This window comes from Streptomyces sp. NPDC030021 (assembly GCF_055574035.1).
Genome location: NZ_JBVIAH010000007.1, coordinates 42,972 through 66,152, shown reverse-complemented (window position 1 = coordinate 66,152; position 23,181 = coordinate 42,972). Strand labels below are relative to the sequence as shown.

23 protein-coding genes, 1 pseudogene and 1 riboswitch are annotated in these 23,181 nt (G+C 72.9%); of the genes and pseudogenes, 12 read left to right on the top strand and 12 right to left on the bottom strand.

The features are described from left to right. Nucleotides 1–224 precede the first annotated feature (224 nt). The 4 genes and pseudogenes from ACZ4YL_RS15575 to ACZ4YL_RS15560 all read right to left on the bottom strand — a co-directional run. Nucleotides 225–1,781 (bottom strand): annotated as a pseudogene (locus tag ACZ4YL_RS15575) (cobyric acid synthase); the annotation flags it as partial. Next, complete coding sequence (locus tag ACZ4YL_RS15570; RefSeq protein ID WP_468116873.1) at nt 1,778–2,740, bottom strand: cobalamin biosynthesis protein; 963 nt, start codon at nt 2,738–2,740, stop codon at nt 1,778–1,780. The pseudogene ACZ4YL_RS15575 and the gene ACZ4YL_RS15570, both read right to left, overlap by 4 nt. Nucleotides 2,741–2,776: 36 nt before the next feature. Continuing rightward, nucleotides 2,777–2,931, bottom strand: a riboswitch (cobalamin riboswitch). Between the two features lie 123 nt (nt 2,932–3,054). Then, nucleotides 3,055–3,276 carry a hypothetical protein gene (locus ACZ4YL_RS15565; RefSeq protein ID WP_030012731.1) on the bottom strand — a complete coding sequence of 74 codons (222 nt, stop codon included), beginning with the start codon at nt 3,274–3,276 and terminating at the stop codon, nt 3,055–3,057. A 31-nt stretch (nt 3,277–3,307) separates the two neighbouring features. Then, on the bottom strand, nt 3,308–4,576 hold the full coding sequence (locus ACZ4YL_RS15560; protein WP_468116872.1) for an inorganic phosphate transporter: 1,269 nt from the start codon (nt 4,574–4,576) through the stop codon (nt 3,308–3,310). Nucleotides 4,577–4,886: 310 nt separating this feature from the next. On the opposite strand from ACZ4YL_RS15560, the gene ACZ4YL_RS15555 reads away from it, so the two are divergent. Both ACZ4YL_RS15555 and ACZ4YL_RS15550 read left to right on the top strand, forming a co-directional pair. Then, nucleotides 4,887–6,017, top strand: coding sequence for an alpha/beta hydrolase family protein (locus ACZ4YL_RS15555; protein WP_468116870.1), 1,131 nt, complete (start codon nt 4,887–4,889; stop codon nt 6,015–6,017). A 239-nt stretch (nt 6,018–6,256) separates the two neighbouring features. Next, entirely contained in the window at nt 6,257–7,684 is a 1,428-nt protein-coding gene (locus tag ACZ4YL_RS15550; protein ID WP_468116868.1) for a hypothetical protein, read from the top strand. Between the two features lie 77 nt (nt 7,685–7,761). Here the strand turns inward: ACZ4YL_RS15550 and ACZ4YL_RS15545 are convergent, their stop codons facing one another. Continuing rightward, nucleotides 7,762–8,157: a VOC family protein gene (locus ACZ4YL_RS15545; protein ID WP_030010786.1), complete on the bottom strand. Its 396-nt coding sequence runs from the start codon at nt 8,155–8,157 to the stop codon at nt 7,762–7,764. A gap of 63 nt (nt 8,158–8,220) precedes the next feature. After that, entirely contained in the window at nt 8,221–9,114 is an 894-nt protein-coding gene (gene ypfJ, locus ACZ4YL_RS15540) for a KPN_02809 family neutral zinc metallopeptidase (RefSeq protein WP_468116866.1), read from the bottom strand. 290 nt (nt 9,115–9,404) lie between these two features. Between ypfJ and ACZ4YL_RS15535 the strand changes: the two genes are divergently transcribed. The 8 genes from ACZ4YL_RS15535 (at nt 9,405) to amaP (ending at nt 14,798) form a co-directional block, all read left to right on the top strand. Continuing rightward, nucleotides 9,405–11,003 carry an ABC-F family ATP-binding cassette domain-containing protein gene (locus tag ACZ4YL_RS15535; protein ID WP_468116864.1) on the top strand — a complete coding sequence of 533 codons (1,599 nt, stop codon included), beginning with the start codon at nt 9,405–9,407 and terminating at the stop codon, nt 11,001–11,003. A gap of 364 nt (nt 11,004–11,367) precedes the next feature. After that, the gene (locus ACZ4YL_RS15530; protein ID WP_030010789.1) at nt 11,368–11,589 is read left to right on the top strand and encodes a helix-turn-helix domain-containing protein; all 222 of its coding nucleotides are present in this window, start codon (nt 11,368–11,370) and stop codon (nt 11,587–11,589) included. Between the two features lie 159 nt (nt 11,590–11,748). After that, the gene (locus ACZ4YL_RS15525) at nt 11,749–12,528 is read left to right on the top strand and encodes an enoyl-CoA hydratase/isomerase family protein (protein ID WP_189735835.1); all 780 of its coding nucleotides are present in this window, start codon (nt 11,749–11,751) and stop codon (nt 12,526–12,528) included. 127 nt (nt 12,529–12,655) lie between these two features. Then, nucleotides 12,656–13,087 carry an Asp23/Gls24 family envelope stress response protein gene (locus ACZ4YL_RS15520; protein ID WP_468116861.1) on the top strand — a complete coding sequence of 144 codons (432 nt, stop codon included), beginning with the start codon at nt 12,656–12,658 and terminating at the stop codon, nt 13,085–13,087. Nucleotides 13,088–13,102: 15 nt separating this feature from the next. Continuing rightward, nucleotides 13,103–13,288 (top strand): hypothetical protein, encoded by a 186-nt coding sequence (locus tag ACZ4YL_RS15515; RefSeq protein ID WP_030010792.1) that lies wholly within the window; start codon nt 13,103–13,105, stop codon nt 13,286–13,288. A gap of 7 nt (nt 13,289–13,295) precedes the next feature. Beyond that, complete coding sequence (locus tag ACZ4YL_RS15510) at nt 13,296–13,661, top strand: hypothetical protein (protein ID WP_389113358.1); 366 nt, start codon at nt 13,296–13,298, stop codon at nt 13,659–13,661. Beyond that, nucleotides 13,658–14,236 carry a DUF6286 domain-containing protein gene (locus ACZ4YL_RS15505; RefSeq protein WP_468116859.1) on the top strand — a complete coding sequence of 193 codons (579 nt, stop codon included), beginning with the start codon at nt 13,658–13,660 and terminating at the stop codon, nt 14,234–14,236. The genes ACZ4YL_RS15510 and ACZ4YL_RS15505 overlap by 4 nt, the downstream gene beginning before the upstream one ends. 4 nt (nt 14,237–14,240) lie before the next feature. Continuing rightward, the gene (gene amaP / locus ACZ4YL_RS15500; RefSeq protein ID WP_468116857.1) at nt 14,241–14,798 is read left to right on the top strand and encodes an alkaline shock response membrane anchor protein AmaP; all 558 of its coding nucleotides are present in this window, start codon (nt 14,241–14,243) and stop codon (nt 14,796–14,798) included. 32 nt (nt 14,799–14,830) lie between these two features. Here the strand turns inward: amaP and ACZ4YL_RS15495 are convergent, their stop codons facing one another. From ACZ4YL_RS15495 to ACZ4YL_RS15470, 6 genes are all read right to left on the bottom strand, one after another. Then, nucleotides 14,831–15,586 (bottom strand): SDR family oxidoreductase, encoded by a 756-nt coding sequence (locus ACZ4YL_RS15495; RefSeq protein WP_373042993.1) that lies wholly within the window; start codon nt 15,584–15,586, stop codon nt 14,831–14,833. Between the two features lie 9 nt (nt 15,587–15,595). Next, nucleotides 15,596–16,387: an SURF1 family cytochrome oxidase biogenesis protein gene (locus ACZ4YL_RS15490; protein WP_468116855.1), complete on the bottom strand. Its 792-nt coding sequence runs from the start codon at nt 16,385–16,387 to the stop codon at nt 15,596–15,598. 143 nt (nt 16,388–16,530) lie between these two features. Then, complete coding sequence (locus tag ACZ4YL_RS15485) at nt 16,531–16,764, bottom strand: hypothetical protein (RefSeq protein WP_030009585.1); 234 nt, start codon at nt 16,762–16,764, stop codon at nt 16,531–16,533. Between the two features lie 92 nt (nt 16,765–16,856). Further along, nucleotides 16,857–17,834 (bottom strand): DEDDh family exonuclease, encoded by a 978-nt coding sequence (locus tag ACZ4YL_RS15480; RefSeq protein ID WP_468116853.1) that lies wholly within the window; start codon nt 17,832–17,834, stop codon nt 16,857–16,859. A 53-nt stretch (nt 17,835–17,887) separates the two neighbouring features. Further along, a complete protein-coding gene (locus tag ACZ4YL_RS15475) occupies nt 17,888–20,476 on the bottom strand; it encodes an MXAN_6230/SCO0854 family RING domain-containing protein (protein ID WP_468116851.1) in 2,589 nt (862 codons plus the stop codon). 152 nt (nt 20,477–20,628) lie between these two features. Beyond that, nucleotides 20,629–21,303, bottom strand: coding sequence for a TetR/AcrR family transcriptional regulator (locus ACZ4YL_RS15470; protein ID WP_468116850.1), 675 nt, complete (start codon nt 21,301–21,303; stop codon nt 20,629–20,631). Between the two features lie 123 nt (nt 21,304–21,426). Between ACZ4YL_RS15470 and ACZ4YL_RS15465 the strand changes: the two genes are divergently transcribed. Together ACZ4YL_RS15465 and ACZ4YL_RS15460 are read left to right on the top strand one after the other, a co-directional pair. Further along, nucleotides 21,427–22,224 carry an acetoacetate decarboxylase family protein gene (locus ACZ4YL_RS15465; RefSeq protein ID WP_468116848.1) on the top strand — a complete coding sequence of 266 codons (798 nt, stop codon included), beginning with the start codon at nt 21,427–21,429 and terminating at the stop codon, nt 22,222–22,224. A gap of 1 nt (nt 22,225) precedes the next feature. Then, nucleotides 22,226–23,110 (top strand): SDR family NAD(P)-dependent oxidoreductase, encoded by an 885-nt coding sequence (locus ACZ4YL_RS15460; protein ID WP_468116847.1) that lies wholly within the window; start codon nt 22,226–22,228, stop codon nt 23,108–23,110. Nucleotides 23,111–23,181: the final 71 nt, after the last annotated feature.

Genomic DNA, 23,181 nt, shown 5'->3' with positions numbered 1-23,181 from the left:
CGCTGCCGGGGCTCCGCCCCAGACCCCGCGCGTCAAACGCCGGCGGGGCTTGATGTGGCTGGTGCCGTGCGCCCGGTGCGGCTGGATTGCCGGCAGGGCAATTTCAGCCCCGCCCGGGGGCCCCTCCCCGCGGTAGCCGGGGGAGTTTGAGGCGCGGGTCTGGGCGGAGCCCGGTTTCGGGAAGGGGCGGGGTGGGGGACAGCCCCGCAGGGCCCGGCCCCTCATGGTGCGCCCGGCGGCAGGAAGGGCAGGCCGGCCGGGGCGCCGTCCTCGATCAGCTGCAGCAGCGCACGCGTATCCGCGTGTTCCTCGATCAGGTCGCCCAGCAGGTCCAGCTGCTCCTCCCGCAGCGCGGCGAACGAGGTGTCCGGCGCCGGGACGAAGCGGCGGCCGGCGGCCGTGGCCACCTCCCGCAGGAACGCCCGGCGGAAGCCGTCCGACTCCAGCGATCCGTGCCAGTGGGTGCCCCACACCGACCCGACCCGGCAGCCGTCCAGGAAGGCCTCGCCGCCGAGCACCTCGGCGACGCCGTGGTGGATCTCGTAGCCCGCGACGTCCTCGCCCAGCGCCGAGCCCACCGGTCGGGCCAGGGTCTTCTCGCGCTCGAAGCGGATGCGCACGGGCAGCAGGCCGAGGCCGTCGACCTCGCCCGCCTTCGATTCGACCTCGTCCGAGATCCGCTCGCCCAGGACCTGGAACCCGCCGCAGATGCCCAGGACCGGCCGCCCCTCGGCGGCCCGTCGCAGCAGCGCGTCCGCGAGCCCGCGTTCCCGCAGCCACTGAAGGGCCTTCACCGTGCCCCGGGTGCCGGGTACGACGACCAGGTCCGCGTCGGCCAGTTCCTCGGCCCGGTCCACGAACCGCACCACGACCCCCGGCTCCGCCGCGAGCGCGTCGACGTCCGTGAAGTTCGACATCAGCGGCACCGCGCACACGGCGACCCGCAGCACGTCCTCGCCCACCGGCGGAGCGACCACGGACTCGCGTACCGCCCCGCGCAGGGAGACCCGCAGGCCGTCCTCCTCGTCGATGCCCAGGCCGTGCTGGAACGGCAGCACCCCGTACGTGGCACGGCCCGTCAGGCCGCGGAGCATCTCCATGCCCGGCTCCAGCAGCGACACGTCGCCGCGGAACTTGTTGACCATGTATCCCGCGATCAGGGACTGGTCCTCGGGGGAGAGCAGCGCCGTCGTCCCGAAGAAGGACGCGAAGACCCCGCCGCGGTCGATGTCCCCGACCACGACCACCGGGAACCGCGCGGCCCGCGCGATCCCCATGTTCACGATGTCGGTCCGGCGCAGGTTGATCTCGGCCGGACTCCCCGCCCCCTCGCAGATCACGGCGTCATACGTGCCCCGCAGCTGCTCCAGGCAGTCCGTGACGATGCCGAGCAACTGCTCCTGGCGCCCGCCGTGCAGCGCCTTTCCGGGGGACGACCCCCCAGATCCCCCGAAGAACCCGCGGGCGCTCATCTCGCCCACCGGCTTGCCCAGCAGCACCACCTGGCTGCTGCGGTCACTGCCCGGCTTGAGCAGCACCGGGTTCATCAGCGCGGTCGGCTCCACGCGGGCCGCCTGGGCCTGCATCGCCTGGGCGCGCCCGATCTCGGCGCCCTCCAGCGTCACGAAGGAGTTCAGCGACATGTTCTGCGCCTTGAACGGCGCGACCTTCACACCCTGCCGGGCCAGCCAGCGGCAGATGCCCGCCGTGACCACGCTCTTGCCCGCGTCCGAGGTGGTGCCCGCGACCAGCAGACCGCCGCCGCGCTTCGCGCCGCTCATCCGCGCCGTCCTCTCCGTGCCGTTCGGGAGACCAGCAGCCGGGCGGCCACGCAGGCGCCCAGGGCCAGCCAGGTCACCTGCCGCGACAGCCGTACCGCCCGCTCGATGTCCGCGACCTCCACCGGCCGCCCGGCCCCGCCGTTCAGCACGGCCCGGTGCTCGACCCGGCCGCCGTACGCGAGGGTTCCGCCCAGTCTGACGCCCAGCGCCCCGGCGAAGGAGGCCTCGACGGGTCCGGCGTTCGGGCTCGGGTGCGCGGCGGCGTCCGCACGCCAGGCCCGTACGGCGCCCCGCCGGTCGGGGCCGGCCAGCACGGCGGCGACCGCCGTCAGCCGGGCCCCCGGCCAGCCGGCCAGGTCGTCGAGCCGGGCGGAGGCCCAGCCGTAGTGCAGGTAGCGGGGGGACTTGTGGCCGACCATCGCGTCCAGGGTGTTCACGGCGCGGAAGGCCAGCAGTCCGGGGACTCCGGCGACGGCGCCCCACACGAGGGCCCCGACCACCGCGTCGGAGGTGTTCTCGGCGACGGATTCCACGACGGCGCGGGCCATCTGCTGCCCGTCCAGGGCCTGCGGGTCGCGTCCGCACAGGTGGGGCAGCCGCTCCCGGGCCACCTCGATGTCCCCGGCGGCGAGCGCGCCGCCGATGGCGCGGGCCTCACGGCCCAGGGAGGTACCGCCCACGACGGCCCAGGTGGCGGCGGCCGTCAGGGCGATACGGGCGACTGCGGGCCGGGAGCGCACGGCTCGGGCGCCCAGCGCTCCGACGGCGGCCGCGCCCCCGGCGCACACCAGGGTGTGCAGGAGGCCCCGGGCGCGGTCGTCGCGCCACAGGGAGCGTTCGACGGCGGCGGCGGCCCGTCCGAAGGCGGCCACGGGGTGCCCTCGGCGCGGATCCCCGAGGATCCGGTCGCCGATCAGGCCCGCCGTGGCGCCGTACGCGAAGACGCGATCGGCACGCATGGTGACAGGTATGTCCTCACTCAGGGTCCGCGCCCTGGTTCGACGTGTCCGGCGGCGAGAGTTCCTGGCTCCCGGGACGCACGCGCGGCGTGCGGTTCCGGTGACAGTGGCGGGACCGCGCCGGATTCGCACCGGACTTCCTCTCCATGCCGCCGTATTGGCTCCGGCAGTCCACCACGCACGCCGAAGGCCCGTCAACTCGCCGTTGACCTGCGGCGCGGCAGGGGCGCGGCAGGGGGCGAGGGATGCGAAAGGCTCCCTCCGGGACAAACCCGGAGGGAGCCTTCACGCCTGGTCGGCCGCAGGGCGGCGGATCAGGCGACGATCAGGTAGATCCCGTAGCCCACGGCCGCGGCGATGACCGCGAAGCAGGCGTACGCGCCGCTGCGGGCGAGGGTGGCGGTGCCACCCTGCTCGGTGGCGGTCTCGTGCTTGGACAGGCCCACCAGGCCCAGGGTGAAGAGGGCCACGAGGGCGACGGTGGCGAAGAGGCTGACCCCGAAGACGGAGCCGAGCGCTTCCCAGTCGATCTTCATACTGCCGTTTCCTCTTGTGTCTCTGTCTCGGTCAGACCGCGGCGGCCGGAGCCGCCGGGGTCTGCGTCGCGGCCGGGATGGTGGCCTTGAGGTCTTCGTCCGTGACCGCGGCGGTGGTGCCGGCGGCGGCGACGGTCGGCGGGACGGTGACCGCGGCGATCGCCGTGGTGACGACACCCGGCTCCTCGGCGCGGGCCGGCTCCACCTCGTTGACGTTGTTGTGGTCGACGACCTGGCGGCGCGAGATGAACCAGATGGCCAGGCAGGAGCCGATCAGGAAGAGCGTGACCGCGGCGATGCCGACGTCACCGATGCGCATGACCAGCTCGGCACCGGCCGAGACCAGCGCGGCGGCCGGCAGGGTCAGGCCCCAGGCGATGAACATGCGGGTCGCGGTGGACCAGCGGACCACACCGCCCTTGCGGCCCAGGCCCGCACCCATGACCGCACCGGAGCACGAGTGGGTGGTGGAGAGCGAGAAGCCCAGGTTCGAGGAGGCGAGGATGACGGACGCGGCCGAGGTCTGGGCGGCGAAGCCCTGCTGCGGGTGCAGGTCGGTCAGGCCGCTGCCCATGGTGCGGATGATGCGCCAGCCGCCCAGGTAGGTGCCCATCGCGATGGCCATGCCGGCGGAGACGATGACCCAGACCGGCGGGTTCGCGTCGGGCGCGATCGCGCCGCCGGCGATGAGGGCCAGGGTGATGATGCCCATCGTCTTCTGCGCGTCGTTGGTGCCGTGCGCGAGGGAGACGAGACCGGCCGAGGCGATCTGACCGGCGCGGTAACCCTTGGCGGAGGTCTTCTCGCCGACCTTGTCGCCCAGCTTGTAGGTGAGCTTGGCGGCCAGGTACGCGGCGATGCCGGCCACCAGCGGGGCGGCGATCGCGGGGATGAGGACCTTGGTGACGACGACGCTGCCGTTGACCGCGCCGATGCCGGCGGAGGCGACCGCGGCACCGATCAGGCCGCCCATCAGGGCGTGCGAGGAGCTGGAGGGGAGACCGACCAGCCAGGTGACGAGGTTCCAGAGGATCGCTCCGACCAGGGCGGCGAAGATCACCTCTGGCTGGATGCCCTCCTCGTTGACCAGTCCCTTGGAGATCGTCTTGGCGACCTCCACGGACATGAACGCGCCGACGAGGTTGAGCACGGCGGACATGGCCACCGCCGTCTTGGGCTTGAGGGCGCCGGTCGAGATGGTGGTAGCCATCGCGTTGGCTGTGTCGTGGAAACCGTTCGTGAAGTCGAACACGAGAGCGGTGATGATCACGATCCCGAGGAGAAGCGTTATGTGCTCCATTTACCCAGGCTTCTGTTTGACGTCAGTGGCTCGGCGACCGTAGGCAACCTGGGTGAACGGAAGATGAACTGACTTGGGCGGAGCGGTGTACTGGCACGGGGTGCGATCGGGCCATTCGTCCTGATTCTGGCGTAGATAACACTATTAATGCACGTCAAAGCCGGGTGAATGAACCCCTCCACAGGGGGTTCGCCGCGCATGCGATCCCGCCCCCCGGGCCTCGAATGAGACCTAGATCACTCCTTCCGCGCTCGCCGTGGAGGGATCTCCTCCGGTGGCCCGCACGAGGCCCCGACCCGACACTGGAGCAGTGCGTACCGCGACAGCGACGGCTGCGGCCGTCACGACGACCCTCCTCGGTGCCGGCGCGGCCGCCGTCGCCGTCGCCCGGCACGCCGCCGACGCGGCCCTGCGGTCCGAACCGGGCCGCCCGCTCCCCGGCGGACCGAAGCTCAGCGTCCACTCCGCCGCCGACGGCCGGATCACGCTGACCCGTTCGCTCGCCTCCCTGCGCCCCGGCACGTACGGCCTGGTCGCACCCGGTGTGCACGCCGTCGTCGGGCCCGTGCTTCCGGACGCCGACCCCGGCCCGGACGCCGTCGTCCGGCAGCTCCTCTCCGTCACCCACGGCACCCTCGACCCCGGCACCAGGGTCTCCCTCACCCCCCAGGTGTACGTCGGCAACCCGAGCACCGCCCTCGGGCTCGACCACGCCGACGTGGACGTCCCCGGGGAGCTCGGCGCCCTGCCCGCCTGGTTCGTGCCCGCCGCCCGGGATACCTGGGTGATCACCGTGCACGGGCTCGGCAGCAGCCGGGAACACCCGATGGTGGTCATGCCCTTCCTGCACCGCCACCAGCTGCCCGTTCTGGACCTCGGCTACCGGGGCGACCTGGGCGCCCCCGCCTCCCCGGACGGCCTCGGCCACCTCGGTGAATCGGAATGGCGTGACCTGGACGCCGCCATCCGCTACGCCCTGCGCTACGGAGCCCGCCGCGTGGTCCTGTACGGCTGGTCCACCGGCGCCACCATGGCCCTGCACGCCTTCGAGCGCTCGCCGCTCGCCCACCGGATCTCCGGGCTGGTCCTGGACTCCCCGGTGCTCGACTGGCACACCACCCTGCGCGGGCTCGCCGCGGCGCGCGGGGTCCCCGGCGTGCTGCTGCCGCTGGCAGTCCGGGCCGCCGAGGGCCTCGCGGGCCTGCGCGCCGACCGCCGGCCGGCGGGCTCCGACCCCGGCGCGCTGCGCGTCCCCGTACTGATCCTCCACGGCCCGGACGACGCGCTCGCCCCCTGGGGGCCCTCGCGCAGACTCGCCGCCGCCCGCCCCGACCTCGTCGCGCTGCACACCGTGAGCGGGGCCGGGCACGGGGCGATGTGGAACGCCGACCCGGCCGGCTACGAGGAGGCCCTGCGCCGCTTCCTCACCCCTCTTATGTGAAGACCGGGCGAAGGGCCGCGCGAAGGGCCGGGCGAAGGGCCCGGTGAAGCACCCGGTGAACGGCGAGGGTGAACGGCCGGGTGAATGGCCGTGAAAGGCCATGTGCCGCGGCCCGCCATGTGAAGGCCCTGTGACGGACAGGGCCCCACGGGCGGCTTGTCCCGGTCTGCGCTGCGGTGAACGACGGCAACGGCCGATTCCGTTTGGGCTTTCGGCCAGTGACGGGCGAGACTGCTTCCGTGACGTCCCGAAAGCCTGATGAGCAGTTGGCTCGCGACTCCAGACTCCGACTCGTCTCGCCGCGCTCCGTCGCCGCGGCCCGCAAGGCGGTGACCGACCGACGCACCCGGCCCGCGCCCAGGCCCCCGGCGGGTACGCCCGCCACGGCCGACCTCGCGAACCGGGCCCGGGCCTCGCTCGCCGACGCCGTACGCCTGACCCGCTGGGCCGAGCGCAACCTCGGTGCCGGAGACGGCGGCCGGCCCGCCCCCACGGGCGCCCTGCCCGCGGCCGACGTCGAACGCGCCGCCGTGGAACTGGGCCTGACGCACGGCCAGATCCAGGTCGGCTGGGACCGCGCCCGGCTCGCCGGACTGGTCGAGGTGCACGGCGGCCATGCCCGGCCCGGCTGGCGGCTGCGCGCCTGGGACCGCGACGACACCGCCGTACTGCGCGGCTGGGTCGCCCTCTTCGACGCCTGGTCGCTGGTCCATCCGGCACCCGCCGACATCGCCCCCTCGGCCGTCGCCGAGGTCGTCGAGGCGATGCCCCAACTCCTCTCCCTGCTCCAGCTGTCCGCCGGCCCGGTGACCGTCCCGGACCTGCTCGACCTGCTCGGGCAGCGTGTCACCGAACTGCGCGACGAGCGGTGCGAGATCCCCTACGAGACCGAGCCCGCCGCGGCGCTGACGTCCGCCGCATCCGGCTCCGCGGAGGCCCGCCCCGTCCCGCTCGCCCGGCTGCTGCGCTGGGCGCTCGGCGGACTCGCCGCCGTGGACGCCGTCACCCTCGGCCCCGCCCGGGCCACGCTCACCCCGCTCGGCAGCTGGGCCGTCTGGGTCAAGCTGGAGCAGATCTGCGTCGCGGCGCAGAGCCCCGCCGGGAACATCGAGCAGTCCGCCGCCGCCATGCTGCACGGCTGCGCGCGGCTCACCCCCGGCCCTGCCCGCGCCGAGTACCAGGCCTGGCTCGCCGCCCGGCCCGTCGGCCACGCGGTGGCCGAGCTGCTGCAGGCTGCCCGGGGCGAGGACGCCCTGCTGCGCGGCCTCGCCTTCGAGGCGCTGCGCGTGGTCGGCGCCCCCGCCGAGCCCGAGGTGCGCGCCACCGTGCGCGAGCCCGCCCTGCGCCCCTACGCCCTGCTCTGGCTCGCCGAGCACGACGGGATCGACCCCGACGAGGCGCAGGACGTCCTCACCGCCGAGGAGTCGACCTGGCTCTGGGTGGACACGGCGGCCGCCATCGCCGACCACGGCGAGGCCGAACTGCTGGCCCGCCACCTCGACTCCGCCGTCCGGACCACCGTCCCCCGGCTGCTGGACGAGGTCCGTGCGGTCGGCCATCCGCGCACGGTGCAGGTGCTGGTCGCGCTCGCCGCGGCCCACCCCGACCCGACGCTGGCCAAGGCGGTCCGCCGGGCCGCCTTCCAGGTCCACACCGGCGGCGAGTGATCCCGTAGAGGCGAGGACCCCGTGGAAGCGGGCGACTGCGCAGGAGAACGAGGGCAGGGACGGGCGCGCCGCCCGGGTCAGACCTGCGGCGCGTACGTCCCGAAGCTCCAGACGTTGCCCTCGGCGTCGCGGGCCATGTAGTCGCGGGAGCCGTAGTCCTGGTCGGTGGGCTCCATCACGATCTCGGCGCCGTGCTCGACCGCCCGCCGGTGGTGGGCGTCCACGTCGTCGACCACGACGTAGACCCCTGAGGGGCCGGCGCCCTCCATGGCCTTGTCGAAGACCCCGCCCTTGCCCGAACTGCCCAGCATCACCATGCCGTTGCCGTAAGCCAGCTCGGCGTGCGTCACCGAGCCGTCCTCACCCTCGTAGACGGCGACCTGGCTGAAGCCGAAGGCCTCGGTCAGCAGCCTGATGGCCGCCTTCGCGTCGCGGTAGACCAGCGTGGGACAGATGGACGGAACGCCTGCCATGACGATCACTCCCTCTCGTGACGGTGACCCGCGTCACACCAGCATGGCAGGCGTCACCGACAGTCAGCGGAAGGTGTTGCACTGGGCCATGTCGCCGGTCCGGTAGCCCTGGTAGAACCACTGCTGGCGCTGCTCGGCCGAGCCGTGGGTCCAGGACTCCGGGGAGACCCGGCCCTGGAACTTCTCCTGGATCCGGTCGTCGCCGACCGCGGCGGCCGCGTCCAGCCCGTCCCTGATGTCCGCCTCGGTCAGCGTCTTGATCAGCGGCCGCCCGGTGGAGGCGTCCGCGACGTCCGTCGCGTTGTGCGCCCACACCCCGGCGTAGCAGTCGGCCTGCAGCTCGACCTTGACCGCGTTGCTGTTCGGTCCCTGCCGCCCGTCCTGGGCCCGCTGGAGTGTCCCGGTCAGGTTCTGGATGTGGTGTCCGTACTCGTGGGCGACGACGTAGGCCTGGGCGAAGGGGCCGCCGGTCGCGCCGAACTTCGTCCGCAGGTCGTCGAAGAAGCCCAGGTCCAGATAGACCTTCCGGTCCGCCGGGCAGTAGAAGGGGCCCACCGCCGAGCTGGCGGTCCCGCAGCCGGTGTTCACCCGGTTCTCGAAGAACACGGTCGTCGCCGGGCTGTACTGGCCGCCGCGCCTGGCGAACTCCTGCCTCCAGAAGGCCTGGGTGCTCCGGGTGACCGCCAGCAGCCGGCAGTCCTCCCGCGTGTTCGCGTCCCGCCCCGACTTGCAGGCCTGCTGCACCTGGTTGAACGACGAGGAGACCGGCGCCGGCACCTGCTCCCCGTCGGACAGTCCCAGCTGCTCCGGCCCCACCCCGAACAGCAGCCCGATGACGAGCGCGATCAGACCGACGATGCCGCCGCCGACGGTGGCCTTGCCGCCCGGGATGCGGCCGCCGCCGCGCCTGTCCTCGACCTCGGAGCTGTCGAGCCTGGCGTCGTCGTCGAACTGCATCCCGCACCGCCCTCCACACGTCGAACAGGTGCGGTCGCGTCTCCGCCCATGCGGCGAGTATCAACCCAATCATCCTGGTCTGCGCCTCGGCCGCTCCGTGGAGCCACTGGGCCGGACGGGGGACACGGGGGAGCTGATCCCGCAGGCCGGACGGCCCGGCCCGCGCCCGGAAAGTAGTTGCGCACCCCCGGTAGAATGTCTCTCATGGCAAATCTCCTCGCGGATTAGCGGCGTCGAAGCTTCGCGTCCTGCCCCCCTTCCGCCGTCCCGACCCGCCCTGGAGTATTTCCGTGATCACCGCCACCGGCATCGAGCTGCGCGCCGGCGCCCGCGTCCTTATCGAGTCCGCCTCCTTCCGTGTCGCCAAGGGCGACCGCATCGGCCTGGTCGGCCGCAACGGAGCGGGCAAGACCACCCTCACCAAGTGCCTCGCGGGCGAAGGCCAGCCCGCCGCCGGCTCCATCGCCCGCTCGGGCGAGGTCGGCTACCTCCCGCAGGACCCGCGTACCGGCGACCTCGACGTGCTGGCCCGCGACCGGATCCTGTCCGCGCGCGGCCTCGACGTGCTGATCAAGAAGATGCGCATGAACGAGGAGCGCATCGCCTCCGGCACCGGGGGCACCCGCGACAAGGCGATGAAGCAGTACGAGCGCCAGGAGACCGAGTTCCTGACCAAGGGCGGGTACGCCGCCGAGGCGGAGGCCGCGACCATCTCGGCCGCCCTCGGCCTGCCCGACCGGGTCCTCGGCCAGCCCCTGCACACCCTCTCCGGTGGCCAGCGCCGCCGCGTCGAGCTCGCCCGGATCCTCTTCTCGGACGCCGACACCCTGCTCCTCGACGAGCCCACCAACCACCTCGACGCCGACTCCATCGTCTGGCTGCGCGACTACCTGAAGACCTACCGCGGTGGCTTCATCGTCATCTCCCACGACGTCGACCTGGTCGAGACCGTCGTCAACAAGGTCTTCTACCTGGACGCCAACCGCTCCCAGATCGACGTCTACAACATGGGCTGGAAGCTCTACCAGCAGCAGCGCGAGGCCGACGAGAAGCGCCGCAAGCGCGAGCGCCAGAACGCCGAGAAGAAGGCCGCGGCCCTGAACTCGCAGGCCGACAAGATGCGCGCCAAGGCCACCAAGACCGTCGCCGCGCAGAACATGGCCAAGCGCGCCGACCGGCTGCTCGCCGGCCTGGAGGCCGTCCGCGTCAACGACAAGGTCGCCAAGCTCCGCTTCCCGGACCCGGCGCCCTGCGGCAAGACCCCGCTGACCGCCGAGGGCCTCTCGAAGTCGTACGGCTCCCTGGAGATCTTCACCGACGTCGACCTGGCCATCGACAAGGGCTCCCGCGTGGTCATCCTCGGCCTCAACGGCGCCGGCAAGACCACCCTGCTGCGCCTGCTCTCGGGCACCGAGAAGCCGGACACCGGCAGCGTCGTCCCCGGCCACGGCCTCAAGCTCGGCTACTACGCCCAGGAGCACGAGACCCTGGACCCGGAGCGCACGGTCCTGGAGAACATGCGCTCCTCGGCCCCCGACCTGGACCTGGTCGCCGTACGCAAGACCCTCGGCTCCTTCCTCTTCTCCGGGGACGACGTGGACAAGCCCGCCGGGGTGCTCTCCGGTGGCGAGAAGACCCGGCTGGCCCTGGCCACGCTGGTCGTCTCCTCGGCGAACGTGCTGCTCCTCGACGAGCCCACGAACAACCTCGACCCGGCCAGCCGCGAGGAGATCCTGGGCGCGCTGCGCACGTACAAGGGCGCGGTCATCCTCGTCACGCACGACGAGGGCGCCGTCGAGGCGCTGGAGCCGGAGCGCATCATCCTGCTCCCGGACGGCGTCGAAGACCTCTGGGGACCGGACTACCGGGACCTGGTGGCCCTCGCCTGACCGGGTTCCGGTTCCCGTTCCGCTTCTGATCCAGTTCCTTATGGATCATTCGGCTCACGGGTGATCCATCATCTGAGTGAGACGGTCTCGTACCGTTGCGCGTCGTACGACGGCCCCGGCCGCACCCGCGAAGGTGCGCGACCGGGGCCGTTCGTTTTCCGGTTCCGCGCCCCTGACCTGGTGATTCCCGGCGAGGGCAGCGGAGTGTGACGGAAGTCATGCAGCGGAAGAGAAGATTCCGTTCTGCTCGGGTGTCCACCGGTTGGGAAATGCCGTCGTACCGACCTTGCTGAATGGGTGGCCAGGAAGCGTGGGAGGGGTGATCATGAGAAGTCCAGAGCGCACTTCCCATGAGGAGGCACGGGTGGCCGAGACTCTGAAGAAGGGCAGCCGGGTAACCGGCGCCGCGCGCGACAAGCTCGCGGCAGACCTGAAGAAGAAGTACGACTCCGGTGCGAGTATCCGGGCGCTGGCCGAAGAGACCGGCCGGTCCTACGGATTCGTCCATCGGATGCTCAGTGAGTCCGGGGTGTCGTTGCGTGGTCGCGGAGGCGCGACGCGCGGCAAGAAGGCCGCTACGGCCTGACCCCGGTCCCATCGGTTCCGACGCTTCAACGGCTTCAAGGTTCATCATGATCCGACGGTTCCTTCGGTGACCCCCGGTCGGCCTTCCGGTCGGCTGGGTGGTTACTGTGCAGTCACTTAGGCCGAGCTTGCGGCCGACTGCACACCGGAGGCATGAAAGATGGCTCTGCTCGACAAGGACGGCGTACGACTCACCGTCGACGACACGGTCGCCACGGTGACACTGACCAATCCGGCCAAGCGAAATGCCCAATCCCCCGCGCTCTGGCGGGCTTTGGCCGAGGCCGGGAGGTTGTTGCCGGGCACCGTCCGCATCGTCGTGCTGCGCGGTGAGGGCAAGTCCTTCTCCGCAGGGCTCGACCGGCAGGCGTTCACCCCCGAAGGTTTCGAGGGCGAGCCCTCCTTCCTCGATCTGGCACGCGGTTCGGACGAACTGCTCGACTCCACGATCGCCGAGTACCAGGAGGCATTCACCTGGTGGAGGCGTAACGACATCATCTCCGTCGCCGCCGTGCAGGGGCACGCGATCGGCGCCGGCTTCCAGCTCGCGCTCGCGTGCGACCTGCGCGTGGTCGCGGACGACGTGCAGTTCGCCATGCGCGAGACCAGCCTGGGTCTGGTCCCCGACCTGGCCGGTACCCAGCCCCTGACCTCCCTGGTCGGCTACGCCCGCGCGCTCGAGATCTGCGCGACGGGCCGCTTCGTGCACGCCGAGGAAGCCGAGCGGGTCGGCCTCGCCAACCTCGTCGTCCCCGCGGACGAGCTCGACGCCGCCGTCCAGGACCTCACCACGGCCCTCCTGGCCCCGCCGCGGGACGCCGTGATCGAGACGAAGACGCTGCTGCGTTCCGCCCAGGCGCGCCCCTACGACGACCAGCGCGCCGCCGAGCGCGCGGCCCAGGCCCGCCGCCTGCGGGACCTGGCCGGTCTCTCCGACTGAGGGCCGCCGTGAAGCCGGAGCCCCGGGGAAAGTCGGCCAGCCGACCGGAGTAGTCCCGGGGCGCCCGCGCGCCGTGGCGCCTAACGTGGTGCGGAGTGAGTCCGCCAGCCACGCGAAGGGACACGCGATGACCGAATCCGCATCAGGGGTCTCGGGCAAGGAGCCCGGCGACCGGGGACGCACGAGCATCGCCGACGGGGTGGTCGAGAAGATCGCCGGGCTGGCCGCCCGCGAGGTGGTCGGCGTGCACGCCATGGGCAGCGGCAGCGGCCTCTCCCGAACCTTCGGCGCAGTCCGCGACCGGGTGCCCGGCGGCGGCAAGGCCGGGGTCAGCCGCGGGGTCAAGGCGGAGGTCGGCGAGACCCAGACGGCCCTCGACCTGGAGATCGTCGTGGACTACGGCGTCTCGATCCGTGACGTGGCACGGGCGGTCCGGGAGAACGTCATCTCGGCGGTCGAGCGGATGACCGGCCTGGAGGTCGTCGAGGTCAACATCGCGGTGAGCGACGTCAAGCTGCCCGATGAGCCCGACGAGGAGCCGGAATCCCGTCTCCAGTAGCCGAGAGGAGCCAGCATGAGCATGGCGATCGCCGGACTCTTCGCCGGCATGGCCCTGGCGTTCGCCGGCTACTTCGGCGGTTTCGGGGCCTTCCTGCTGGTGGCCGCCCTCGGCGCCATCGGTTTCGTCGCCGGCCGGTTCCTCGACGGGGACCTGGAACCGGGTGACCTGTTCCGCCGCCGTGACGACCGGCGCGGGTGAGGCGCCGATGAGCAGCCCGCCGCGCTCCGCCCCGCCCCGGGTGGCCGCCGCCGAGCGCGGCTTCACCCGGATCGCCGACCGGGTCGTCGCGAAGATCGCCGCCCAGGCCGCCCGGGAGGCGCTCGCCACCACCCCGGGCACGCCCCCGCACGCCACCGTCACCGTGCACCACGACATCGCCCGGGTCCGGGTCAGCCTGGAGCTGGACTACCCCTCCGACCTGGCCGCCCAGTGCGCCGCCGTACGCCGGCAGGTCGCACTGCGGATCGAGGAGTGCGCGTCGATGTCCGTACCCGAGGTGGACGTCGACATCGAGCACCTGCACTCCACCCACACCCGGACCGCCGCCGGGCGGGACCGGCGGCTGCGGTGACGGCCCCCGGCTCGGGATCCGGCCCGGCCCCGGCCCCGGCCTGGGCCCGCCGGTTCCGCTCCGCCCGGCGGGTGCCCGCCGCGCTCACCGCCCTGGTCGTGCTCGGGGTGGCGGTCCTGTTCCTGTACGACCTGGCCGCCCTGCGGGCCGACCGGCCCGGGATGAGCTGGCGCCGCGACCTCGCCGACCAGCTGGCGGCACGCACCCCCGCGGACCTGGGGGTGCAGCTGATCGCAGGAGCCCTGGTCCTGGCCGGGGCGGTGCTCCTGCTGCTGGCACTGGCCCCCGGGCTGCGCGGAATCCTGCCGATGCGGACCCCGGACCGGCGGGCGGGCGTCCGGGCCGGGCTCGGCCGCAAGGACGCCGCGCAGATCCTGCGGGACCGGGCCATGGAGGTGTCCGGAGTGCGGTCCGTCCGGGTCAAGGTGGGCCGGTCCCACGTCGGGGTGCGGGCCACGTCGCACTTCCGCGAGCTGGACGACGTACGGGCCGACCTCGACGAGGTGCTCGCCGTCGGCATCGAGGAACTGGGCCTCGCACACCCGCCGAAGCCGCGCGTACGGGTCAGGAGGTGACGGAATGCTCGGAACGGTGAACCGGATCCTGCTGGCGCTGGCCGGAGCGGTCCTGGTGGCGGCCGGGACCGTGGTGCTGACGGGCGCGTGGCCGCTGCACGGCCGCCAGGCGCCGCTGCTGAGCGAGCAGACCAGGAACCGGTACTGGCACGCCGAGGGCTGGTGGTGGTGGGCGGTGCTCGCCGCTCTCGCGGTGGGCGTGCTGCTGGCGCTGTGGTGGCTGCTGTCCCAGTTCAGGCGCCGGCGACTGCAGGCGGTGGTGGTGGACACCGGGGACGGGGAGTTCGCCATGCTGCGCGGGCGGGCGCTGGAGGAGGCGGTGGCCGCGGAGGCCGGCGCCCTGGACGGGGTCGCCGGCTGCCGGGTCGCACTGCGCGGGCGGCGCGGATCGCCGGCGCTGCGGGTCGCGCTGGAACTGGAACCCCACGCGGTCCCCGCCGACGCCCTGGCCGCCGTGGCCGGTCCGGTCCTCACCCACGCCCGGACCTCGGCGGGCCTCCCGGAACTGCCCGCGGAGGCCCGCCTCAAGGTGACGTCTCACCGGGCCCAGCGCGTGACGTAGGACTCCGGGAACGGGACCGGGGACACGGTGGGTCAGAAGCCGTGCCGGGAGCCGCCGTCGACCGGGAGCATGATGCCCGTCAGGTACGACGCCGCCGGGGAGAGCAGGAAGGCCGCCGTGCGGCCGAACTCCTCCGGGGCGCCGTACCGGCGCAGCGGGATGCGGGACTCGTTGCCGGCTCGCGCGGCCTCCGCGTCACCGGACAGCGCGTCGAGCTCGCGCACGCGGTCGGTGTCGATGCGGGCCGGCAGCAGGCCGACCACCCGGATCCCGCGCGGGCCGAGCTCCAGCGAGAGGGACTTCGCGAAGCCGGCGAGGCCCGGGCGCAGGCCGTTGGAGATGGTCAGGCCGGGGATCGGCTCGTGGACCGAGCCCGACAGGACGAAGCCGATGACCCCGCCCTCGCCCAGTTCGGCGGCCGCCGCCCGGGCGAGGCGGACCGCGCCCAGGAAGACCGACTCGAAGGCCGCCGACCACTGCGCGTCGGTGTTGTCCGCCGCGAAGCCCGGCGCCGGGCCGCCCACGCTGATGAGGATGCCGTCGAGGCGGCCGAAGCGCTCCCGCGCGGTGGCGACGAGCCGCGCGGCCGCCTCCGGGTCGGAGTTGTCGGCCGCCACACCGGCCGCGTTCGGTCCGAGCTCGGCGGCGGCGTCGGCCGCCCGCTTCTCGTCCCGGCCCGTCAGGAGCACCTTCGCGCCGTCGGCGGCCAGTTCCCGGGCGGAGGCGAGGCCGAGGCCGCGCGTGGCCCCGGTGACGATGTAGACACGGTCTTTCAGTCCAAGATCCATGCCGACACGCTACGCCGTCGCCGGCTCCTGCCGGGAGGCTTCGGCCCGGGCGGCCTCTTCCTCGCGCTCGCGCTTCTCCCGCCGTACGAGGACCACCCAGCCCACCGGAACCGCGCCGGCGAACAGCCACCACTGGACGGCGTACGCCATGTGGGGGCCGATCGAGTCGTGGTCGGGGTCGGCGATGGTCTCCGGGCTGCCGTCCGCCGGGGCCGGAGCGGTGAGCTCCAGGTATCCGCCGAGGACCGTCCGGCCCAGGTACTCCGCCTGCTGCTCGCTGTTGATCAGCATCACCTGGCGGTCCGGCAGGCCCTTGCGGTCCTTGATGCCGCTACCGCTGCTGGTCTCGTCGGCCTTCAGCCGGCCGGTGACCGTGACCTCGCCCGTCGGTGCGGCCGGCACCGGCGGGTACGCGCGCGGGTCGTCGCCGCCCGGCACCCAGCCCCGGTTGACCAGGACCACCCGGCCGTCGGAGAGGACCAGCGGGGTCAGGACGTGGAAGCCGACCTTGTCGTCGTTGTCGGTGCGCATCCGGACGACGACCTCATGCGCGGTGTCGTACGTGCCGGTCGCGGTGACCGAACGCCAGAAGTCCGCGCGGGTGACCCGGTGCCCGGGGGAGGTGATCTCGGTCATGGGGACCGGCTTCGCCCGCAGGTTCGCCTCGATCAGCTGGTTCTGCGTGACCCGGTGCTCATGGCGGTGGTACTGCCAGAACCCCAGCTCGATCATCGCGGGGATGAGGGCGAGGGCCATCAGGGTGAGGAACACCCACTGCCGGGTCAGCACAAAGCGGTACACGCCCACGACGGTACCCGCAGCGCGAAGGACCCCGGCGGCCGGGTGGCCGTCCGGGGTCATGGCGTACGGAACGGGGTGTGGGGACGGGGGCCGGGGCGGGGTGCCGGTACGGGGTGTCGGGACGGGGTCGCGACGCGGGGGAGTCAGACGCGGTCGACGATGCCCACCTTCCCCTCCGCCCGGGCGCAGTGCGCCCCGCAGAACCACTGGCCCGCGACCTCGACTCCCTGGCCGATGATCGAGACCCGGCAGTGCTCGCAGACGGGCGCCATGCGGTGGATGGCGCAGGAGAAGCAGTCGAAGACGTGCACGGCGCCCTGCGCGTGCACCTCGAAGGACATGCCGTAATCGTTTCCGCAGACCTCACAACGTGCCATGGGCCGAATGCTGCGCACGGGGAAGGAGCGGAACAAGATCCAGCGGGGTGAGTCGCCGCGCCTGCACCCGGCCGGCGCAACGGCCCTCCGGTTCAGGACTCGGCCGGGGCCACGTCCCGCAGCAGCTGGGTGAAGGCCGCCTCGTCGACGACCGGCGTGCCGAAGCTCTTCGCCTTGACCGTCTTGGAGGTCGCCGAATCGGGGTCGTTGGTCACCAGGAGGCTGGTGAGACGCGACACACTCGTCGCGATGTGCAGGCCCGCCTCGACCGCACGGTCCTCCAGCAGCTCCCGCTCCACCGAGGTGTCACCGGAGAAGGCGATCCGCATGCCCTGCTTGAGCGGCTTGCCGTCCTCGAAGCGTCCCGGATTCGGGTGCGGGCACGCGGGCCGCTTGCGCGAGGGCCGCCAGCTGCTGCCACGGTAGGAGGCCTGGTACCCGACCCGCGGCGTGACGGCGGAGTCCGACCACTCCGTCAGCGGCCGGCATTCCAGCAGGGGCAGCCGTACGCCGCCCTGCGCGGCCGCGTGCAGCGACGGACGGAACGCCTCCGCGAGCACCCGGGCGTCGTCGAGCGCGTGGTGGGCGCGCTGCTGGACCACGCCGAAGTGCGCGGCGAGCGACTCCAGCTTGTGGTTGGGCAGCGGCAGGTTCAGTTCCTTCGACAGGGCGATGGTGCACAGCCGCTGACGGACCGGTGCGGTCGCGGCGGCCCGCGCGTACTCCCGCGCGATCATCTGCCAGTCGAAGATGGCGTTGTGCGCGACCAGTACCCGGTCCGCGAGCCGGCCGGCGAACTCCTCGGCGATGTCCTCGAAGAGCGGCGCGTCGGCGAGCATCGCGCTCGTCAGCCCGTGGATCCACACCGGTCCCGGGTCCCGCCGCGGGTTGACCAGCGTGTACCAGTGGTCCTCCACATTGCCCTGGGCGTCGAGCCGGTAGACGGCGGCGGAGACTATCCGGTCGTCGCGAGCGAGCCCGGTGGTCTCCACGTCGACGACCGCGTACCCCTGTGGGTACGCGGTCGGCCACATCGTCTCTGCGGTCGTACGGTCGTCGAGCATGGTCACAGAGGATATCGGCCCTGACTGACACCCGTGGCCGCGTCGGCGCTTCCCGGCCGTCAGCCCAGGGCGGCGACCAGGTCGCCCGCCGCGAGCTGTTCGAGGCCGCAGCCGTCAACCGGCCCCGGCAGCAGCCGGTATACGGAGCCGCTCGCGCCGGCGGGCGCGACCTCGCCGTCCACCAGTGCGAGGAACACCGACCGTCCCGAAGCGGCGGTGCCCGCGAGGGCCTCGACGTCCGCGGAGGCCAGCACGCCGTCCGGATCGCGCAGGCCGACCAGCCGGGCGGCGAAGGCCGCGGTGTCCTCGCCGGAGCCCCGCCGGTAGGTCCACAGTTCGTCGGGGTCGCTCGGCCGGGGCGTACGGCGCAGCACGGCCACCTCGGGGCAGCGCGCGGCCGCGTGCCAGCCGGCCAGCTCCCACAGGGTGGTGCGGCCGGTCGAGAAGTACTGGAACAGGTCGCGGCCGATCCGGGCCAGATCCTCCTGGTGCGCCCACACGCTGTGGTAGCCCTCGTCGTCGGGCAGGTGGACGTCGGTCCACAGGAACCCGCGCCGCTCCAGGTCGACGAGGAGCGGCACGTGGATCCTGGAGTTGCCGACCAGGTCGTAGCGCTGGCGCACGGTCCGCGGGTCGTAGCGGGCGGTACGGCCGGAGCGGGTGGGCAGGGCCATGAACCCGGCGAAGGCATCGGGCAGCAGCTCGAAGGGGATGTTGTTGAAGCTGAAGACGACCGGCATGGCGAAGCGCACACCGGAGTCGGCCAGGGCGTCCAGGTCGATGTCCACGTACTCGCTCGCCCCGTGGGGCGCCGGCGCCGAGACCAGGTCGCCGGAGTGGACGACGGCCCGCTCGCCGTGGACGAGGTGCGTGTAGTCGCACAGGCCCGCGTAGTTCCAGTCGGCGTCGAACAGCACCACCGACAGGTCCAGGTCCACGCGCTTGCGCGCCGGCTCCATCCAGTGCAGGAACATGCGCAGCACCTCGCCGTCCGGCAGCGCCTGGAAACTGCCCTTGGGGACGGTGACCAGCGCCTTGGCCGCCGCCCGCTCGGCGGAGGGGACGTGGAGGTGGGCGAGGCGGGAGTCGAGGACCGCCACGTCGTACGGGTCGGCCGTGGCCAGCCGGCGCAGCACCTCGGCCTCGAACAGCTCGCACACCGAACGGGTCACCGCCTCGGCCAGCGGGGCCCGGTCGTCATCCACGGTGAAGGAGTGCGCGACCTGTCCGCGCGGGAAGAACACCCGCCGGGTCCCGGGCAGATGGCGGATCCGCAGCCGTCCGAGCGCGGACAGCACGGGCCCCGGCCCGGCCTTCGGCAGCCGCCGCGCCAGTACCTCGGCGACCTGCGGCGCCAGGGTGTCGGCTGCGTACAGCCGCAGCAGGTGGTCCAGGCGCCGGACGAGTTCACCGGGGCGTTCGGCCAGTACGGCCAGGGCCCGGTCCGGATCCCCGCCGCGCAGGGCCTCCTCGGCGCGGCCCAGCCAGGTGGCCGCCCGGATGCGCGAGCCGTCGATCCGTACCGCGTGCGGGTGCGCGGCCGCGGTGGCGAGCAGCGCGGCGCCGAGGGCGGTGCCGGTGGTGTCGGTGCCCCGCAGCACGGCGAAGGCGAGGGCGGCGCGCGGGTGGCGGGCGTACTGCTCGAAGGGGTGCAGGATCTCGGCGGCCCGCTTCCACAGGTCCTCGTGGCGCAGTACGTCCTCGACGAGCAGTGCGGGATCGAGCCCGTCCAGGACGGCCAGCAGCTCGCGCCGCAGCGGGCGCGGCAGGGAGCGCAGGCGCGGGAGTTCCAGGAGGCCGGCCTCTCCGCCGGACCACACGGCGAGCAGTCGCAGCACGTCGGTGGCGGTGGTGAGCCGCTCGGGAAGCAGGGCCCGTACGGTCTCCCGCGTGCGGCGCTCGCGCAGCAGGGTGCCCAGCACCAGGGCCTTGGTCTCCCGCACCGGGATGACGTCCGGGAGCCAGCCCAGGCCGGCCGGTACGTGGGCGAGGAGCACCCGGGCCTCCTCGGTGTCCTGCGGCGAGAGCGGGGTACGGCGGGCGAGGAGCTTGCCGAGGGCGGTGACGGAGTCGGCCGCGCGGTCGGTGCCGAAGGCCAGCAGCCGCAGCGGACCGCCCCCGGAGGGAACCTCCCCCGGGTCCGGGAACGGCAGGATGAACGGATCGTCGGCATCGACGCGGCGGTGGCAGATCGGGCAGCCGGTGTAGTCCTCGCCGTCCCAGCAGGTCCGGCAGACCAGATGGGCGCACGGCGCGACGGGGTGGACACTGCCGACGGTCGCGCACAGCACGCACGGCTGGTCCGGCCACTGCAGGAGCAGGGTCAGGACGCGGTCGATCCACAGCGCGTGGGTGTCGTCGGGCACCGAGGCCGGGAACGAGCGGAACAGCGGCATGTGGGTGCGGTCCGCGCCCAGCAGGATGTCGATGTCCCCGATCAGCTGCGTGCCGGCGGCGGCGAGTCCGGTGGGTCCCAGCCAGGCGAGCGCCGAACGCAGCGGGCCCGTCAGGGCGTAGCCCCGGTCGAGCAGTTCGGCTTCCAGGGCCGTCAGGCCCTCGGTCGTCGACGGGTCGCCCGGGCGCGGCCCGGCCTGGTCGACGTAGACGGTGTGCAGACGGCGCAACAGGACGGTCGACAGCTCGGGCAAAGGGGGGAGCCCTCCGGAACCGGAAAGGGAGAGTGGGCGGGGGCGGAGAGGGGACGCGCTGCGGTTTTCGGAGGAAGGTGAGAAGGAAGCACGTCGCGGAGCCGCCCCCGCGCCGCAGATACAACCACGGGCCCGGGAGCGCGCCAAGTGATTTATCGCGGCGGGGCCGTGCCGGTCGTGCCGGTCGTGCCGTCCGGCGAGTCCGGCGCGTCCGGCGCGAGCAGGGCGTGCACCAGGGCCCGTACGGACAGCAGGAACAGCCGGTCCGGGTCCGCCGGGCGGGCCAGGGCGCGGGCGAGCGCCGGGTCGTGGGGGGCCGCGGCCGGGTCCCAGAGCTCGCTCTCGGCCGGGGACTGGGCGGGGGAGCGCTCACGATTGCGCTCGACGAGGAGGTACCCGACGACCTGGAACTGGACGGCGCGCACCGCCTCCGCCGCCCGGGCACCCCGCAGCCCGGCGGCGTGCACCTCGTGGACGAGTGCCTGCTGGGCGGGCAGGAACATCCGCTCGGTCAGCCCGCGTTCGTGGACCATCGCGATCAGGTGCGGGCGCCGGCGCAGTTCGCGGCGCAGGATCCGGGCCACCGCCAGGATCCGGTCGGCCGGGGTACGGCCGGTGGGCCGGATCGCCCCCATCTCCTCCACGGTCCGCTCGACCAGGGCGTCGAGCAGCGACTCGCGGTTGCCCACGTGCCAGTAGATGGACGTCACGGCGGTGCCCAACTCGGCGGCGAGCCCCCGCATGGTGAGCGCGGCCGGACCGTGCTGCATGACCAGGGAAGCGGCGGCGTCCAGCACCTCGTCGCGGGTGAGCGTGGTTCTGGCCACGATGTCTCCACCAATCTGTCGGATCGTCAATTCTCGTCCGTGCAGGGGTCTTTACCCTTCATCGATGGCGGTGTAACTGTGTTACAGAACCGACTCCCCCCGAGCCGAGGGATGGTGCGAGACATGGCACGCGTACGGTACGGAGCGCGGACCGAGGCCGAGATCGCGGCGTCGCGCGAGAAGAGTTCCCAACTCCCCGACATCTGGTCCACCGGCGTCGTGGCCGTCTGGGAGAGCGACCCCGACGTGGTCGCGGCGGTCCTGCCGCCGCCGCTCAAACCGGCCGACCGGCCCCTGGTACGGGCCAACATCAGCAAGGTCGACCTGCCCGGTTACCCGCTCGGCGCCGGCTCGGTGGCCGTCGCCGCCCAGCACGGCGGGATCGAGGGCTGGTACCCCCTGGTCATGCCGATGACCCTGGAGCGCGCCCTGACCGGCGGCCGCGAGGTCTTCGGCGAGCCGAAGAAGCTGGGCGAGGTCACCGTGGAGCGCGACGGCCTCGTCGTACGGGCCGCTCTCGCCCGGCACGGGATCGCCTTCGTCGAGGTGCGCGGGGCGGTGGACCGCGCGCTGCCGCTGCCCGAGCCCACCCAGAAGACCGACTTCTACTTCAAGTTCCTGCCCGCCGTGGACGGTTCGGGCTTCGACGTGGACCCGGTGCTCGTGCACTGCACGCGCAACGAGAAGGTCCGCAAGCTGGAGCACGTCACCGGGGACATCGTGCTGCGGGAGTCGATGTTCGATCCGGTCGCCGACCTTCCCGTCCGCCGGATCGTGGAGATCACCATCGGCGAGAAGACCACCGACCAGAAGGGCCGGGTCGTCGAGCGGGTCAGTGCCCAGGCCCTGCTCCCGTACATCCACCAGCGCTACGACGACCCCATGCAGATCCTCGACGGACCGCCCGAAGGGAGTGTCTGACATGCGGCTCGAACCAGGGCAGGTGGCCGTGGTCACCGGAGCCGCCGGCGGCATCGGCCTCGCCATGGCCCGCCGCTTCGCCGCCGAGGGACTGAAGGTGGTCCTCGCCGACGTCGAGGAGGGCGCCCTGCGCAAGGCCGCCGACGAACTCGTCGCGGACGGCGCCCAGGTGCTCGCCAGGGCGGTCGACGTCAGCGACCGCGACTCCGTGACCGCGCTGGCCGACGCCGCGTACGAGGCCTTCGGCGCCGTGCACGTGCTCTGCAACAACGCGGGCGTCGGCTCCGGCGCCGAGGGCCGGATGTGGGAGCACGAGCCCAACGACTGGAAGTGGGCCTTCTCCGTCAACGTGTGGGGGGTCTTCCACGGCATCCAGGCCTTCGCCCCCCGCATGATCGCCGCCGGCGGCCCCGGCCACATCGTCAACACCTCCTCCGGCGACGGCGGCATCGCCCCGCTGCCCACCGCGTCCGTGTACGCCGTCACCAAGGCGGCCGTGGTCACCATGACCGAGTCGCTCTACGCCCACCTCAAGGCGGAGGGCGCCGCCGTCGGGGCCTCCGTCCTCTTCCCCGGACCGCACATGCTGCGCACCGGGCTCTGGGAGTCGCACCGCAACCGGCCCGAGCGGTACGCGAAAGAGCGGCCACGCAAGGCCCCGTACCGCAGCCTCGACCAGTACGAGGCGGCGATGAAGAAGGCCGGCCACGAGGTGGAATTCACCCCGGTCGAGGAGGTCGCCGAGCACGTCGTCGACGGCATCCGCGCCGACCGCTTCTGGATGCTCCCGGCGAGCGAGCACAGCGACCGGCAGATCCGCGCCCGGTCGCAGTCGATGCTCGACCGGACCAACCCCGGCTACCTGGAAAGCTTCATCCTCGACTGAGGGGCGTCTGTGGTGAGTACGAACGAAGACCGGAACGAAGACCGGACCGAAGACCGGACCGAAGGCGGGAC

Excerpts from the sequence above, each read along its gene's own strand:
- ACZ4YL_RS15515 (WP_030010792.1), top strand. The coding sequence starts at position 13,103 with ATGAGCATGGCGATCGCCGGACTCTTCGCCGGCATGGCCCTGGCGTTC.
- ACZ4YL_RS15565 (WP_030012731.1), bottom strand. The coding sequence starts at position 3,276 with ATGAAGATCGACTGGGAAGCGCTCGGCTCCGTCTTCGGGGTCAGCCTC.
- ACZ4YL_RS15510 (WP_389113358.1), top strand. The coding sequence starts at position 13,296 with ATGAGCAGCCCGCCGCGCTCCGCCCCGCCCCGGGTGGCCGCCGCCGAG.
- ACZ4YL_RS15465 (WP_468116848.1), top strand. The coding sequence starts at position 21,427 with ATGGCACGCGTACGGTACGGAGCGCGGACCGAGGCCGAGATCGCGGCG.
- ACZ4YL_RS15560 (WP_468116872.1), bottom strand. The coding sequence starts at position 4,576 with ATGGAGCACATAACGCTTCTCCTCGGGATCGTGATCATCACCGCTCTC.
- ACZ4YL_RS15520 (WP_468116861.1), top strand. The coding sequence starts at position 12,656 with ATGACCGAATCCGCATCAGGGGTCTCGGGCAAGGAGCCCGGCGACCGG.
- ACZ4YL_RS15495 (WP_373042993.1), bottom strand. The coding sequence starts at position 15,586 with ATGGATCTTGGACTGAAAGACCGTGTCTACATCGTCACCGGGGCCACG.
- amaP (WP_468116857.1), top strand. The coding sequence starts at position 14,241 with ATGCTCGGAACGGTGAACCGGATCCTGCTGGCGCTGGCCGGAGCGGTC.
- ACZ4YL_RS15545 (WP_030010786.1), bottom strand. The coding sequence starts at position 8,157 with ATGGCAGGCGTTCCGTCCATCTGTCCCACGCTGGTCTACCGCGACGCG.
- ACZ4YL_RS15570 (WP_468116873.1), bottom strand. The coding sequence starts at position 2,740 with ATGCGTGCCGATCGCGTCTTCGCGTACGGCGCCACGGCGGGCCTGATC.
- ACZ4YL_RS15525 (WP_189735835.1), top strand. The coding sequence starts at position 11,749 with ATGGCTCTGCTCGACAAGGACGGCGTACGACTCACCGTCGACGACACG.
- ACZ4YL_RS15460 (WP_468116847.1), top strand. The coding sequence starts at position 22,226 with ATGCGGCTCGAACCAGGGCAGGTGGCCGTGGTCACCGGAGCCGCCGGC.
- ypfJ (WP_468116866.1), bottom strand. The coding sequence starts at position 9,114 with ATGCAGTTCGACGACGACGCCAGGCTCGACAGCTCCGAGGTCGAGGAC.
- ACZ4YL_RS15485 (WP_030009585.1), bottom strand. The coding sequence starts at position 16,764 with ATGGCACGTTGTGAGGTCTGCGGAAACGATTACGGCATGTCCTTCGAG.